A 17345-nucleotide genomic window follows, 5' to 3' on the forward strand; every position below is an offset into this window, starting at 1 on the left:
GGATAGTATAAAATAGTTTAGGGAAATTGCGCAATTATTTTTAACAATGATTTTATTTTTTTATTTCCAAGGTGGTTTTGGATCTATTGATAATAAATGTCCTGATCCAACACAATTAATACCATGTTTTTCTCTTTCTATTCTAGTAAGATTGCCAGGATTGCTGAGATTTCTTACAAGGGTTAAAGCAGCATGCCATAGATAATAGTCCGAGCAACGAGAACCCTGCACTGTTTCTCCTCTTGGGTGTGTTCCATTAAATGTAACTCTCATAAATTCCATGAAATTGTTACGGGAATAAATCATGCGAGTGTTTGACCGTCTCTCTAGAAAACGTGGTCTATCAACAGAGTACATGTGGTTATTTACTGGTCTATCACTTTCATCGGTATTAACTGTGTCATCATTTGGCAATTCTACTTGATTTGGCCAATCTTCACTTTTATTTTCTACTCCTATGAAAATATGATAATGATCTAAATAATGTATCTGGCGAGTAATGTCAAAACATATTCTGCTTATATTTCCTATTCCACTTGGATATACAGTGAATTCAATTCCAATTACATTTCCATGCCACCAATTACCATCAACTTGGAATCTTCTTAAACCAAAGCCCCCAGCGCTATCAATAAGCCATCTAACATTGCCTTGCATATCTGGCCATACAGTATTATCCCATTTATCACTTTTATCATGTTTTACATCTGTAACTTCAGACCATATTCCAGTTAAACATACTATATCTCTCGCTCCTGAATAGCTCAATGTAAATGTTATTCCTCTCATTTTTAAATTTTTTGGATTTTCTTCTGTTATTTCAACCCACACAGTTTTTGGTAAATCCTTAACTTTAAAAACCCATGTATCTGGTGGGTTTGTTGGCCTAATTTCATTATCCTTTACTTTTGTATCCCAAAGTTTTACAGCATCCTTGTTCGGACCAGATTTTACCAAAGTTACATCATCATCTGGTTTTACTCCAGGCCCTGTTGGTGGCCATAAGACCATTTTCGCCAAATCAACTTCATCTCTTCCCCTATATGTTGCTATTACTGGATTTTGGTCTTTGTCTCTTATACTATCTCCATTTGTATCCTGTATATTTGTTACAGTAAAAGCACCCTCACTCTCTTCTCTATCTTCTGCAACTTCATTTCCCCCTCCAGCTCCTTCTAATCCATCGTATATGGTTAAATTTATCCTAACAAGTGGGTTAAGTGTATATATTACCTCTGCTTTTCCATTATTTCCAGCAACATCGCTCACCTCAACTTTAATTATATTCCATCCATCTCGCAATGTAATTGGAATTTCAAAAGGATAATAAGTTGGCTGTAATTCAAGATACCAACTGCTTCCTGTTGCTCCTCCTTCCCATTCATGTATATACCCAAATTGCATTATTCCAACATTATCTGTGGCATATCCTACAACCCTTATATTTGGCTCAGTAAAAGTTGAACCATCTGGCGGATATGTTATAATTACTACTGGCGGCTGTGTATCCGGTGGAACATATGTTACATTTACTGAATCTGAACCACATCCTCCATAAGGACTGCAGAAAGTAACAGTTATTTTATTCCATCCAGGATGCAAGCCCCATATCTCTATCTTGAATTCAACATATTCCGCTGTTGGAAAATATGAAGAATTGCCAGTATATCCGCCTTCCCATTCCCATTTCCATTCCCAGTAATTTAATCCAAATTCATACGATGCATATCCAAGAACAATTAAATGAGAATCATTTAATATTGCACCATCTGGTGGCTGTGTTATTACAACAACTGGTTGGAGAGAAGAAGAATAACTGCCTCTATAAGTAATAGTTGCAATTACCTTATTTTCATCAGCCTTCATGATTAACTTTTCATTGGCCATAATGCTAAAAGCATTGCTAACAAATAGCACGCATATCGCTATACTTATCCACCTCTTATTTTTGTCCATCTTTACCTCTTTCCGCCCCCTGGGGTAGGGTCTTCCGCCTTCCGCCCCAGCCGTCTTAAAGCATAAAAAACAACAATAATAAAAATAGAAATTATTTATAAAAATTTTGGTTGAAGCATCCATAATTTTTTATTCTTGTTTTCTATTTCTTGCATGGATTGGTTAAAAGAAGCTTTATTTATAAGAGAGATGGCAAAAAAGAACAATGAATTTTTTGGTAATTGCCTTCCAATGATAGCATCTGAAAATATACTCTCTCCTCTCTGCCAGGAAATGCTCATAAGCGATTTTCACGGAAGATATGCGGAAGGAACTCCAGGAAATAGATATTACCAAGGGTGCTTATTTTTTGATGAAGTAGAAAAGAAAGCAATTGAATTAGCTAAAATTCTATTTGATTGTAAATATGCGGATGTTCGTCCAACTTCTGGAACAGTAGCAAATATGGCTGTATTTAAGGCATTTGCAGAGCCAGGAAGTGATGTAACTGTTCTTGATACTGCAAATGGAGCTCACATTTCATATGGCAAGTGGGGAGCTGCTGGCTTGAGGGGGCTTAATCTGCACTTCTATCCTTTTGATGAAGAGAAGATGAATATTGATGTTGATGGGGCAATAAAGCTGATAAGGCAAGTTAAGCCAAAGCTTGCTTTACTTGGGCAGAGTGTTTTTCTTTTTCCAACGCCTGTTAAGGAAATTGCTGAAGCTGCCCATGAGGAAAATGCAAGGGTGATATATGATGCAGCCCATGTTCTTGGCTTAATAGCGGGAGGAAAGTTCCAGCAGCCTCTTAAAGAAGGGGCAGATGTAATGACTGGTTCAACCCATAAAACACTTCCTGGCCCGCAAGGAGGAATAATACTTGCAAATAAAACAAAGGAAGAGGATAAGGAAATGAAATATCTTGACTGGGCTGTATTCCCTGGAGTGACATCTTCCTATCATCTTCACCATGTTGCTGCAAAGGCAATTGCTTTTGCTGAGCATTTGAATTTTGGAAGAGAATATGCTGGGCAGATTGTTAAGAATGCAAAGAAGCTTGCGGAATGCCTTTATAACCTTGGCTTTGATGTTTTAGGAAAGGATTATGGATTTACTGAATCTCATCAAGTTCTTTTCAGGGTTGGGAAAGAAAAAGGAAGGGAAGCAGCTGAAATACTCGAAAGAGGAGGAATAATAACAAACATGAACATGGTGCCAGGAGATGAGCATCCAGCGCGCCCATCTGGAATAAGGCTTGGAGTGCAGGAGATAACTAGGCTTGGGATGAAAGAAGGAGAAATGGAAGAAATTGCCGAGTTTTTCCACAGATTGCTTATAAAGGGTGAGGATGCGAGCAGGGTAAAAGAAGATGTTTTTGCTTTCAAGAAAAATTACAGAAAGATACATTATTGCTTCTATGGTAAAGATCCTTATGAATTCATAGAGATAATAAAATGAAAATAGCATTAACTGGCACACCTGGCACAGGAAAAAGCAGTGTTGCAAATTTGCTTGAAAAAAAAGGATATAAGGTTATCAGAATAGATGATATATATGAAAAATTTGTTGTTGGTTATGATGAGGAAAGGAAAAGCAAAATAGTTGATGAGAAAAAAATGGATAGAGAAATAAAGAAGATTAAGGAAGAGGGTGTGCTTATAATAGAAGGACATTTAAGCCATCTTTTGAGCGTTGATGGAGTAATTATTTTAAGATGTAATCCTGAAGAGCTTAAGAAAAGATTAGTTAAAAAAGGATGGGATGAAAAGAAAATAAGGGAAAATCTTGAAGCCGAAGCATTGGATATTATTCTACAGCGAACATTGCAGAAACATGAAAGAGTATGGGAAATAGATGTAACAGATAGAAGCAGTGAGGAGGTTGCTGAAGAAATAGATAAGATAATTAGGGAAAAATTGCCGCCACGCTATGGAAAAGTTGATTATAGCAACTGGTTGATTGAAAATGCTTGATAGATATAGAAGCAAGGTTGAAAAAATAATAAATCCAATTGCAAAGAAAATAAATTTAGAGGCAAATTTCCTTAGCTATCTTTCCCTTCTTTTTGCTTTTTTTGCTGGAATTTCAGCATATTTCTCATATGATTTTCCCTATCTCTTGCTCCTCTCTTCATTTTTTTTAATTATGAATGGCTTTCTTGATGCTCTTGATGGAGAAATTGCAAGAATTAAAAAAGAAGCCAGCGCAAAAGGTGATTTTGTAGACCATGCAATAGACCGTTTCTCAGATGCCTTCATCATAGGGGGCATAGCTCTCTCTCAGTGGATAAATAAATCTCTCGGAATATTTAGCATTACAATAATCTTTTTAATAAGTTATCTTGGCACCCAGGCGCAGGCAGTTGGCTATAAAAGAGTTTACTCCGGCCCGCTGGGGAGGGCTGATAGGATTATAATTCTTTTTTTTGCCTTAATAATTCAATTTTTTATTCGATACAAGCTTTTTGGCTTCTTTTTCATGGAATGGGTGATGCTCTATTTTATTTTTGCTGGAATTTTTACAGTTGTCCAGAGATATTTTGAAATAATGAAGTGGTTCGATAAATGAACAATAAAATTTATCTTTGGTTTTTTTTATTTTACCATGAAAAAATTATTAGTGCTTGTTGCTTTCCTTTTGTTTGTAAATTCAATAAACGCAATTCCCGTGAATGAATGGGAAAGAAATGTTGTCTATAGAAATATAACTCTTTTTGCTCCTGCAGTTGCGGAAATAAATGGAGAAAGCGTTGGAGTGCTTACTGAAATAAATGTTACGATGATGAATGGCTCAGGGAATGTATTTGTAACAACAAAACCAATGACACAGCTTGATATGCAGGGCTCCGCAAAACTTGCTGTATTTGTTGCCTGCTCACTTGCTGGAAAAGATGCAAAAGATTATGACTTCATATTCAGGGTTGTTTCCTCCTCGCCCATCGTCGGCGGCCCATCCGCGGGCGCAGTGATGACAGTTGCTGCGGTTTGCTTGCTTGAGAATTTGAGTGTTAGCAATGATGTTATAATGACAGGAATGATAAATCCAGACGCAAGCATTGGCCCAGTTGGAGGAATTCTTGAAAAAGGAGAGGCTGCTGGCAGTGCGGGCTTTAAATATTTTTTAATTCCAAAAGGGCAGAGCATACAATATAAGACGGTTGAGGAAAAAATTGGCTTTTTAACAATATATAGGAGCGTGCCAGTTAATGTATCTGAAGAGCTTTATAAAAAATACGGGATGAATGTTATAGAAGTAGAGGATATAAATGAAGCACTTGCTTATTTCACTGGTTTCATGTTTGAAGAGAAGAAATCCGATGTGCCAATAATATCTTCGGATTTTTATAGAGAAATAATGAAGCCAATGGAGGAAAAGGTTATAGAGGAAGCGGAAGAGATGTATGAAAAAGCTGAAGAAAATTTAAGCAAAACATCTTTACCATTAGGATGGCCATGGTATAATCCTCGTAGCATAGTTTCAAATTCTCTGGAAAATGCAAGAAAAAATCTTGATGAAGCAAGAAATGCATTATATAATGAATTTTATTATTATGGGATAAGCAAGGCATTTCAATCAAAAATAAACTCACTTTTTGTAATATATGCCTGCAATTTTTACAATGGTAAAGGAATTGAAGAAATAAGGAAGGAAGTAGAAGAAATTGTTAATAAGAGCATTTCAGATATGAAAAATGCGGAAATAAAAGGGCTTGAAAGTTTGCAATGCATTGGCTCAGCCCAGAAAAGAATTCTTGAAGCAGAAGAATATTTAAATAAAAGCGGAGATGATCTGTCTGTGCTATATAACCTTGCATATGCAAAGGAGAGATGTTTAACTGCTTACTGGTGGATGAATTTGAGCAATTATTTCAATGAGAGTTATAATATAAATGAAACATGGATAAAGGAAATTGCAGAAGAATATTATGAATATGCCCAGGATATTTTTTCATATGCAAATATTTTGAGCCAAGAGACGGGTTATTCAAGCAATTTTATAAGTAAGGCAAATGAAGCTCTTTCAAGAGCTAATGAGCAAAAAGAAGAATTTCCCTCAGCAAGCTTATTTAATTCTCTTGAATCAATAGCAAATTCAAATCTTGCAATAGAAATGATTGGTGTAAATGATTTGAGTGATAAGTTGAATAGAACAAGAGAAATGGCAAGTTATGCAATTCAGAAAGCAAGAGATGCCGGAATAGAGCCAATATTAGCAGTAAATTATAATGAATTTGCAAGAAGCATTGAAAGTGATGCATTAAATTCACTGGTTTATTATAAATATGCTTACATAATAGCAAATACTCTTTGCCTTTCAAAAGGATACAATGCTATAGGAATTGAAAAAGTAAATATAAATGCACCACTTCCCGAAGAAAATAAAGAAACTAAAGATAAAAATCAGTTATTTGCTGTGGCATTTATTTCTTTAATCGGTGGAATTTTAGTTGGTATTCTTTTCGCGACAAGGAAATATGAATAAAAATTGCTAAGAAAGAAAAATTTTATATTCAAAGAAGCGTATCTCCTTTCATGTGGGATATAGTCGGGCCATACTTTGAAAAATATCCTGCAAGAGCAAGAGTTGCAAATCTTCTAATTTCGTATGGGTTAAGCGTGGATAAGAACGGTAACATTTATTGTGGAAAAGTAAAAATTTCTAATTCAGCGATTGCAAGAGCACTAAAATTAGATAAAAGAACAGTAGACGGAACGATAAAAATGATAATTAAAGAGCCGTTTTTAAGAAAAATATTTTCAAATTTACAACCTATTTGCAATTTAAAATTTGCGGCATCAGTCATTAGAGAGTGGGATGTAGTGGAAATTTCCGTTGAAGATACTCATAAGCCAGGGCTTCTGGCGCCGATTGCGGCGCTGATCGCGAAAGAAGGAGTGAGCATAAGGCAGGTGGTTATAGGATACAGAGAGGATAGTTGGGAGGAAATAGTTTATTTGATTACTGAAAACCCAATCCCAGAAAAAACATTTAGAAAAATTAAGGATATAGAGGGGGTTAAAGAAGTAAGGCATCTCATTTTTTAATCTTTAATGTATAAATATAGCACATTAATGCAGTATGGAATACATCAATATCAAAAAATTTGTTTTTTCATATTAATTCCATCAAAAAACTTTTTATAAAGAAAATTTTATAGTTTTGGAGGCAGATAAAATGAAAGGAAAAATCGTATTAAGCATTGGGGTTGTGCTGGCAATGTTAGTGAGTTCTATAGCACCTATAGCAAGCTCTTTTGAGCTAGGAGAAACTATTACAAAAGAGCCAAGAGAAGTAAGAATGAAATTTGATTTCCTTATGCCAAAATTGAACAATGTGATGCTTTCTGGAAAAACTTATTCAGTTGTTGATATGGGATTGCCTACTATAGGAAATGCTGGGGAGCCAGAAATACCAGTAAAGCCAGTAAATGTATTACTTCCATATGGAGCTGAACTAAAGGAAATAAAAGTTATTGCGGATGAGCCAATTTTGATTGGAAAAGCCAAAATTACTCCAAAGCCATCATTAATTCCCATTGGAGAAAATGACTTTGTTTTAGTTGCAGAAGAGAATGAAGAAATATACAATTCAGACGAAATTTATCCTGGCTATCTATACAAGGAAGTAACAACTCAATATTTCAGGGGCTTTCCAGTAGTTACAATAAATTTATATCCAGTTCAGTGGAATCCATTGACTGAGGAGTTATATCTCTATCCAAACATGGAACTTGTTGTTGAATTGAAAGATGGGCAAGTAAATGAGCTATTCAGAGGAACAGAAGTTGATAGGCAGGAAGTTACAAAAATGGTTGATAATCCAAGAGAAGTTTTAACATATCCATTGCTTCCAAGCCATTCATGTGAATATGTTATTATAACAAATGAAGCGTTGAAAAATGCACCAGGCCCATATAATTTCCAGGCATTGGCAAATTCAAAAATTGCAAAAGGAATGAATGCAACAATTGTAACTGTTGAATGGATATATTCAAACTTTGGTGGAGTAGATAATCCAGAAAAAATAAGGAATTTCATAAGATGGGCGTATCAGGAATGGCATACTCAATATGTATTGCTTGGAGGGGATGCAGATGCTGGAAATGAAATTGTTCCAGTAAGGAGGCTTTGGAATGAAACATATTTTGGAAATTACAAAGCACACATACCATCTGATTTATACTATGCATGCTTAGATGGAAGTTATAATAGTGATGGCGACAGCTACTGGGGCGAGCCAACTGATGGAGAAGGAGGAAAAGATGTTGATTTAATTGCAGAAGTATATGTTGGCAGGGCACCAGTTGATAATGCAGCAGAGCTTGCAAACTTTGTAAGAAAAACACTTGAATATGATAGCTCGCAGGATCCTTATCTAAATAAAGTTTTGCTTTGTTCGGAATATGTTGGATTTGGAGGAATTGCAAATTATGGCTCAGTTTTTAAGGAAGAAATGAGAAATGGCTCAAATGCAAATGGCTACTATACAGTTGGTATTCCCGGAGATGAATACACTATTTTAGCATTGCATGACAATGAAACCTTTACTTGGAGTGTTGAACAATTAAAAGAGATAATAAACAGTGGCATCCATATAATAAACCATTTGGGACATGGAACAATCTCTACTCTAATGAAAATGGTTTCAAGCGATATAGCATCTTTGGAAAATGAAGGAAAATATTTCTTCCTATATACGCAAGCATGTCTTTCTGGAAACTTTACTTATAATGACAGCATAGCGGAAAAACTCGTTAAAAGTGAGAATGGAGCATTTGCAGTTATAACAAATGCTGATTATGGTTTTGGAAGAAGATGGACAACCGATGCCCCAAGCCAGGCATATGATAGAGAATTCTTTGATGCGGTATATGGAGAAAATATAAGGGAGATAGGAAAAGCAAATCAGGATTCAAAAGAAGATAATTTATATCGCTTGCAGGAAGACGGGATGAGATGGTGCTATTATGGATTAAATCTGCTTGGTGACCCTGAAATCGCAATAAAGGCGGGAGCAGTATATAATCATGATGTAGGCGTAAAATCAATAAATGAGCCAAAGGGAAAAATATCAACAGGAACGCATGCTATAAATGCAACAATTGAAAATTCAGGATTGAGCAATGAAGTTAGAGTCGATGTATTTTGTTCCATATACAAGCTCGACAAGGTCATCCACTTCTTTGATGATATGGAAAGCGGCTCAGCCAACTGGACGGTAATAGACAAAGATGGCGACGGCCATACCTGGACAATTTCTACAGCAAGATATAAGAGTCCAACCCACAGCTTTAGATGCACGGATTATACTACATACCTCCCGAATTCAATAGATGAACTTGTTTCCAAGGCAATTGACCTTAGCTCAGTTGATAATGCGATTTTGGAATTCTGGTATTGGGCGAAGAATGACTGGCTCACATATGCACACATGCCCTATGGTGACTATCTTACAGTTTATTTGAGCAGTGATGATGGTGTAACATGGGTGGAAGCAAAAACTTACATTACTTATACCTCCGAAAATTGGTGGTTAATGAGTATCCCGATAGAAAAATATGTTAATTTGACAAGCCATGTAAGAATTAAATTCACATTTGTATCGGATGCCCTCACTCATTATGAAGGAACGTATATTGACGATGTTGTTGTATATTCATGGGTACCTACAATAATGTATGAGGATGATACAAGAATATTAATAGACCCAGGGGAAAGAGAATTTGTTGAATTTGCTTATAACTTCTCATTTGAGGGCTTTTATGCAATAAATGTAACAGCATTCATTCCAGATGATGAATATCCAAGAAATAACTGGAAGAACATAACAATTGAAGTAAGAAATATAAAAGACGCTGGAGTAATTTCAATAAATTCTCCAGATACAAATATTCCTCCTGGAAGTTATACAGTGAATGCAACAGTAACAAACCTTGGAACAATTGATTTAACTAACCTGCCAGTTAATTGCACAGTTTATTACATAAATCAATCAACAATATTGGATGAGGACTTTGAATTTTTAACACCTCCAAACTTCAGAACAGGTTGGCTTGTAGAAGATACTAACGGAGATGGAACAAAATGGGTTACATCAACATCCTATCCATATGATGGTTTCAATTGTGCTTTCTATCAATCTCATGCATCAAATACAGCAAGTGATTGGGTATTTACACCCGCCTTAAACCTTAAAGGAGGAGCAAGTTATACTCTCTCATTCTGGTATAGAGCATACTCAGCATCTTATCCAGCAAGTATGCGAGTTATGATTGGCTCCTCTCAAAGTTCATCTGGAATGACAACATTGCTGTGGAATAATTCTTCAATAAAAACAACTACTTACACCCAGGCAACAATTTCATTCAGTGTAGAATCGACAGGAACATATTATATCGGCTTCCATAGCTACGGGGGAAGCAACGCTAATAGAAGAGTACATGTCGATAAAATATTATTGAATGAAGTTGCTTATGAAATCATCTACTCAAACGAGATAAATATAGCAAGTTTGCCAGTGAGGAAGTCAGTGAATGTCGAATTCTCATCGGTTGGTTTTTCAAGAGAAGGAGATTATATAATAAATGTAACAACAAAACTTGCTGATGATGAAGATACAACAAATGATTTAAAAAGCAAAACATTGAAAGTTATAAGCATTCAGGATGCAGGAATTAAACAGATTAACTATCCAACAGAACTGATAACAACAGGAAATGCAAATGTAAATCTAACATTAAAGAACTATGGAAATGTTCCATTAAATAATGTTGGGGTAAATTGCTTAGTTTATAGTGTAGGCACAACACTTGTAAAAGAAGGATTTAATTCAAGAAGCAGCTCCACTGCTTCGCCTGGCTGGACATTCAGCGGTGTTGGAAGGGGTACATCAACAGCTGCTCCTAGCCCGCCATATTATCTGTTGGCTACTCCTACTGGAGTAAAATATGTAATTAATAACTCAGTTCCATTTGGAAGCGGAAACTATGCGATGGAGCTATGGATTGCAAAAGACCAGGCAGCAATATCTGAGAGGGTGGAGTTCGTGAATATAAGCTATGGAAATTCATCAACTGGGCCATGGAATACGCTGTTTAGCATCAATTACACTTTATTAAATGCAATGGAAGTTGAAAAGTGGTACAGGGTAGTGGTTGATTTATCACCCTGTGCTAACGGAAATAGATGGATAAATATAAGTGCAACTCTTACAAAAACAAGAATCAGAATTGATGATGTATGGATATACAGCACAAATTTAGTTAGCTACGGCACCACTACAGTAAATCTTGATGTTGATGAGGAAAAATATGTTGAAATTGCTCCTTGCAATTTTGGAGAAGGAATTTACGATATAATTGCTACAGTGTCAGCAGATGCGGATATTTCAAATAATTTCTTATTCTTCAAAGCAAGAGCACACAACCTGAGCGATTTAGGTGTATTGTCCATAAATTCTCCGCCCGCAATAATTCCAACTGGATGGCAAGCGGGAAATGTAACAGTCAAAAACTTTGGAAACATTCAAAAAACAAACATACCAGTAAATCTATCAATTTATATACCAGAGACAACAATAATAAATGAAACCTTTGAAGGTTTGACACCTCCCAACTTCAGCCCGGGATGGGCAATTGAAGACGGCGGAGATGTTGGCGGAGGCAGTGGCAATAGCGTTTATCTAAAATGGGCTTCCTATAATAACTCGCTTTATGCTCATTCCTCACCAACGATGGCGTATTTCTATTTTGGAACCTCACCAAATAAAGATGCAAATGATTGGCTATTCACAAATGCTACATATCTTGAAGCAGGAAAGGCATACTGGTTAAAATTCTGGTATAGGGTAAGTCAACCATATATGCCAGCAAAACTCGATGTATGGGTTGGCTCCTCTCAAAGCTCATCTGGAATGACAAAGAAAATATGGGATAATTCATATATTAATAACACTGTGCATAATGAAGAGAGCATTATATTCACCGTCCCAGCGGATGGCGCATACTACATCGGATTCCATGTGTATAGCTATGTGCAGCGTGCTGCAGCAATATATGTAGATGATATACAGCTTATATCCTTGATACCTGTGTATAGTGAAGAAAAGACAATAACATCTCTTGCTCCGGACGAAGAAACTTATCTGAATTTTGGACCAATTTATGCATATCCAGAAGGAGAATTCATATTGAATGTCAAAACAACTCTTGAAGATGAAAATGTAACTAATGACGGAAAACACATGGTTGTTAAAGTTTGGAATATAGACGATGCTGGAACAAAATCAATAAATTATCCACCATCAGGGCTGTTATTGCTACCACCTGACCAATCAATTAGAGTTAATGCAACAATTACAAACTATGGAAATGTTCCACAGCCAAATATTCCAGTAAATTGCTCGATATCCAAACTCACATACTCCCCGATTCTTGAGGAGGACTTCGAAAGCGGTTTGCCATCTGGCTGGATAATTGAAAATGGAGGAGCCACAGCATATTATCCAGGCACAAACATACCCGCAACATGGACAGACCAAAACCCAGGACACAGAGTTCCGGAAGGCGGTTGCAGGGGCAGATTTATGATTGTAGATAATGACTATGCTGGATGGATAATTATGGAGGAAGGGCTTGTTACAAAGGATATAAGTTGTGCTGGCCAGAGTAAGGTTATACTTGAATTTGACCATGCTTGGCTGGGAGGACTGGCTACTGAGAGAGGATTAGTGCAGGTATGCTGGTATGATAGCCATGAGATGGAGTGGGTAAACACTACTATCGCAACTTTCACAGGCCATGATATAGATATAGGTCATAAAACATATGATATCACTTCGCTTGCAGCTGGTAAGACAATAAGAATAAAATGGTATTATAACAGCTACAGAGATTATGGTTTCTGGTGGATGGTGGATAATGTAAGAATTGGTGGTGAGCCAGCATATGATCTAAAATTCTGGGACGAAAAAACAGTTAATGATTTGGACCCAGGAGAAGAGGCATTTGTTGAATTTGAACCATGGAACTGGTTCAGCAGTGGAGCGGGATGGTATGCAATAAATGTGACAACAATGCTTGATGGAGATGAATTTCCATCTAATGACACAAAAACAACAATAGTATTCCTACAGGGTGCTTATGATGTAGAGGTAAGGGCAATTGAAAGCCCATTGCCAGGAATATATACAACAGGAACATCCTTTGCCGTGAATGCTACAGTAAAGAATGTTGGAGCAGAAAATCTGACAGATATTAATGTAATTTGCACAATAAGAAATTCAGCTGGCGATATTGTATTTACAGAAGAAAAAATAGTTTCAACATTAGCTTCTGGACAGCAAACAATTGTTGGATTTTCATCCTGGACAGCAAATATCGAGGACACATACACTATAAATGTTACCGCATCAATATATGGAGATGCAAACCTTGATAACAACTATAAGGAAATATCAATTGTAGTAAATAATATTCCAGATGCAGCAGTTGTTTCAATAAATTATCCAACAGGAACACAATTTACTGGAAGCTATGCAGTTAATGCAACAGTTGCAAACTTTGGAAATGTTCCAATTGGTTCATTTAATGTAAATTGCACAATAAGAAATTCAGCTGGCGATATTGTATTTACAGATGAAGAAACAGTAAGTGGCCTAGCTGTTGGACAGAAGGCATATGTAATATTTGCTCCATGGACAGTAAGCATTGAAGACACATATAAGATAAATGTGACAACAATGCTTGTTGGAGATGAAGATAACAGTAACGATTATCAGGAAATAACAATTATAATAAACGATATAGATGATGTAGGGATGACATCAATTAATTATCCACCACCAATAGTTCCTGTTGGAGAGCATATAATAAATGCAACAGTAAAGAACTTTGGAAATATTCCGAAGGAAAACATCCCAGTAAATTGCTCCGTTTATCTTGTTTCCAGCCCAGTAACCATCTTACAGGAAGGATTTGAAGCCAACCTAGAACCGCCCGCCGGCTGGAACGAGGTGGATGTGGTATACACTGGTGGAGATTGGAGCACAAGCGGAGCAACCACAGCATGCAGCCCATATTACGGATATTACATGGCAAGATTTAATTCTGGAAGCAGCGCCGCTCCAGGATCAGCGACGAGATTGTATCCCGACAGAATTGATTTCACGAGTTATTCAAATGTTATTCTAGCTTTCTGGATGTACCATGACACAAATAATCCTGCCAAGAAAGACAGAATAGTTATCCAATATTCACTTGATAATACAACATGGAATAACATAACCTCAATTTATAGATACGATGGTTCAAGTGGTTGGAAGCTTCATACCATAGATTTATCTCCTTATGTAGCGGGTAAAAATGCATGGGTAGCATTTATGGGAGTAGCACAGCAGGGAGGACATATCTACATAGATGAGGTATCCATTATTAGCGGAACACTCATTCCTGTTTTCAGTGAAGAAAAAATAGTATCATATTTAGATGCTGATGAAGAAAGCTACTTGACATTTACTCCAATAGATGCTTCTGTTGAAGGAATAACATTCCTGCTTAGTGTTAAAACCAAACTTGCTGGAGATGAAAATACAGGAAATGATGAAATACTCATGCTAGGAAAAGTATGGAACTTTGAGGATGTAGGTGTGGTGTCAATAAATTATCCAGCACAATTGATTGGGCCAGGATTGCATTCAGTAAATGCAACAGTTGCAAACTATGGAAATGTCCCAGTAGCAAATATTAAAGTTAATTGCTCAATAACACAAATATACGGTGATATCAAAATAATGGAAGGATTTGAAACGAGCTGGCCACCAGCAGGATGGAAGAGTGTTATAGTCAGTGGATCTGCTCCGTGGTCAAGATCTGGCATTTCTCACACTGGAAGCTATGCAGCATATTCACCATATCAGGCAGGTGAAAGATATCTTGCAACAGATGTAATTTCTCTTGGAAGTGGAGACTATACGCTTGAATTTTGGTTATACAGGACTCTTAACTCAATTACCGGAGAATATTTAAATATAAGCGTTGGACCGAGCCAAAATGGACCATGGACAACAGTGTTGAGCTTGGATTATAATGCAATAAATAACATAAGTGGATATAAGAAATTCACAGTAAACTTGTCATCATACGCTAATCAGGATATATCGATAAGATTCAACCATCTAACGAAAGGAGGAGCATCAATATGGCTGGACGATATAGTTGTGTATCGTGAGGGAGCTGGATTAGTTTTCGAAAATGAAAAAGAAATAACATATATGCAAGTGGGAGAACAGAAACATGTATTGTTTGATGCATTTAACTTCGAAGCAGGTCAATACTTGGTAAAAGTAAAAACAATATTAAGCGAGGATGAAAACATTTACAACGATGCGAAGGAAAAAGAATTTTTAGTTTTCACAATTATAGATGCTGGAGTTGTTGCAATAAATTATCCAACAGCTGGCGTATATATGCCAGGAAACTATTCTGTTGTAGCAACAGTAAAGAACTATGGAACAGTAACAGAGACATTTGATGTGAAATGCGATGTATATAAAGTCAGAAATGTAACCGCTTTATATGAAGATGTTGAAGGCGGATGGGATGGATGGGCTGTTTATGAACCGAGTGGAATAAATCTATGGCACATAAGCACAAGAAGATATGTAAGTGGAAGTCATTCATTTTATTGCGGGGACGAGCTAACAGGAAGCTACTATCCAAACATAGCTAACTTTTTAATATCCCCGGGAATAAATGTAGCTGGTGCAGTAAAAGTTACCCTAAGTTTGAAAGCATGGATTGATGTAGAAGATAGGTATGACTATTTCTATATCACGGTGAGCCCAGATGGTACCAATTTCTACATTGTCCAGGTAATTTCAACTTCTTCACGCGAATGGAGGAGTTTATCCTATGACATCACTAACTATGCATCAAGTGGAACAATATGGCTTGGCTTTATCCTCCAGAGCGATTCAGCTGTGCAATATGAGGGAGTATATCTTGACGATATTGTAGTAACAAAACAGTTAAGGGATAAGGTCTATACAGAAACAGTTACAGTGTATAATTTGCTTAGCGGGGCTGAAAAGCAAGTAACATTCCCACCATTTACAGCAGAGGAGAACAGCGTTTATGTAATAAATGTAAGAACACTGCTTGCTGGGGATATAAATCCAGGAAACGATACCAAAGAGGTAACAATTAGCACAGTTAATCTTCCACCAGTTACAACATGCAGTTGTGTTGGTTCAATGGGAGAAAATGGATGGTATGTTGGACCAGTTACAATCTATTTATCTGCAACAGACCCACAAGAAGTAAGGGCAACATACTATCGCATAAATGGAGGAGCATGGCAAACATACACTGGCCCAGTAAGTGTTTCAACTGAAGGATTGTATAAAGTTGAATACTACTCAGTAGATACCTTTGGAAGCACTGAAGAAATTAAATCATGCAGCTTTGGAATAGCTACTTCAATGCCAATAACAGAATGCATAATATCTGGCTTGCTTGGAGATAATGGATGGTATAAGAGCGATGTGCAGATTACACTTAAAGCAAATGCATACATATGTGGAGTAAAAGCAACATACTATCGCATAGATGGAGGAGCATGGCAGGAATATACTGGAACATTTACATATAGCGGAGAAGGAAATCATATTATAGAATACTACTCAATAAGCAACGCTGGAATAGTTGAAACACCAAAATCAACATCATTCAAGATAGATAAGACAAGCCCAACAGCAAAAGTTATATATCCAAATGGTGGCGAGGTTTTAGGAGGAATAATAACAATAAGATGGACAGCAAGCGATAACATTGGCATTGCAGGAATTGATTTGCTGTATAGCAGTGATGCTGGATTAACATGGAATGTTATAGCAAGCAATGTTGCAAACACTGGCTCATATAACTGGAATGTTGCTAGCTTGCCATACGGAAGCAACTACATGGTTAAAGTAGTTGCAAAAGATAACGCAGGAAATGTTGCAGTCGATACTTCAGATGGAACATTTACAATAAGCATGCCAAGTCCACCAACAGTAAGCATAATTAAACCAAGAAATGCCTTGTATATCTTTGATAGAGAAATAATTCCACTGCCAATACCAGTAATAATTGGAGGAATAACAGTTGAAGCAACAGCAAGCTCAAGCATAGGCATTGCAAAAGTAGAATTCTATATAGATGGAGCACTTAAATTCACAGATACAACCGAGCCATACTCGTGGCTCTGGGATGAAAGGGCAATAGGAACACATGAAATAAAAGTAATTGCCTACGATACCACTGGACAGAAAGCAGAAGACAGAATAAGCGTATTCATAATAAACTTCTAACCCTCTTCCCTTTTTTAATTTTTACAAAAACAATAAAATACAAATTTTTATTTACAAAA

7 protein-coding genes are annotated in these 17345 nt (G+C 36.6%); 6 read left to right on the forward strand and 1 reads right to left on the reverse strand.

All coding sequences use genetic code 11. The annotated features are described in order from the left end of the window. Positions 1-60: 60 nt before the first annotated feature. Positions 61-1956, reverse strand: coding sequence for an Ig-like domain-containing protein (locus H5T45_02195; protein MBC7128529.1), 1896 nt, complete (start codon positions 1954-1956; stop codon positions 61-63). A gap of 153 nt (positions 1957-2109) precedes the next feature. Between H5T45_02195 and H5T45_02200 the strand changes: the two genes are divergently transcribed. The 6 genes from H5T45_02200 (at position 2110) to H5T45_02225 (ending at position 17286) form a co-directional block, all read left to right on the forward strand. Continuing rightward, a complete protein-coding gene (locus tag H5T45_02200; GenBank protein MBC7128530.1) occupies positions 2110-3396 on the forward strand; it encodes a serine hydroxymethyltransferase in 1287 nt (428 codons plus the stop codon). After that, positions 3393-3911, forward strand: a complete 519-nt coding sequence (locus tag H5T45_02205) for an adenylate kinase family protein (protein ID MBC7128531.1) — start codon at positions 3393-3395, stop codon at positions 3909-3911. The genes H5T45_02200 and H5T45_02205 overlap by 4 nt, the downstream gene beginning before the upstream one ends. Next, complete coding sequence (locus tag H5T45_02210) at positions 3904-4506, forward strand: CDP-alcohol phosphatidyltransferase family protein (GenBank protein MBC7128532.1); 603 nt, start codon at positions 3904-3906, stop codon at positions 4504-4506. Before H5T45_02205 ends, H5T45_02210 begins: the two co-directional genes overlap by 8 nt. Before the next feature lie 36 nt (positions 4507-4542). Further along, positions 4543-6420 (forward strand): hypothetical protein, encoded by a 1878-nt coding sequence (locus H5T45_02215; protein MBC7128533.1) that lies wholly within the window; start codon positions 4543-4545, stop codon positions 6418-6420. Between the two features lie 50 nt (positions 6421-6470). After that, positions 6471-6983 (forward strand): amino acid-binding protein, encoded by a 513-nt coding sequence (locus tag H5T45_02220; GenBank protein ID MBC7128534.1) that lies wholly within the window; start codon positions 6471-6473, stop codon positions 6981-6983. Positions 6984-7113: 130 nt separating this feature from the next. Beyond that, positions 7114-17286, forward strand: coding sequence for a choice-of-anchor J domain-containing protein (locus tag H5T45_02225; protein ID MBC7128535.1), 10173 nt, complete (start codon positions 7114-7116; stop codon positions 17284-17286). The last annotated feature ends 59 nt before the right edge of the window (positions 17287-17345 follow it).

Source organism: Thermoplasmatales archaeon (genome assembly GCA_014361245.1).
Classification (GTDB): domain Archaea; phylum Thermoplasmatota; class E2; order UBA202; family JdFR-43; genus JACIWB01.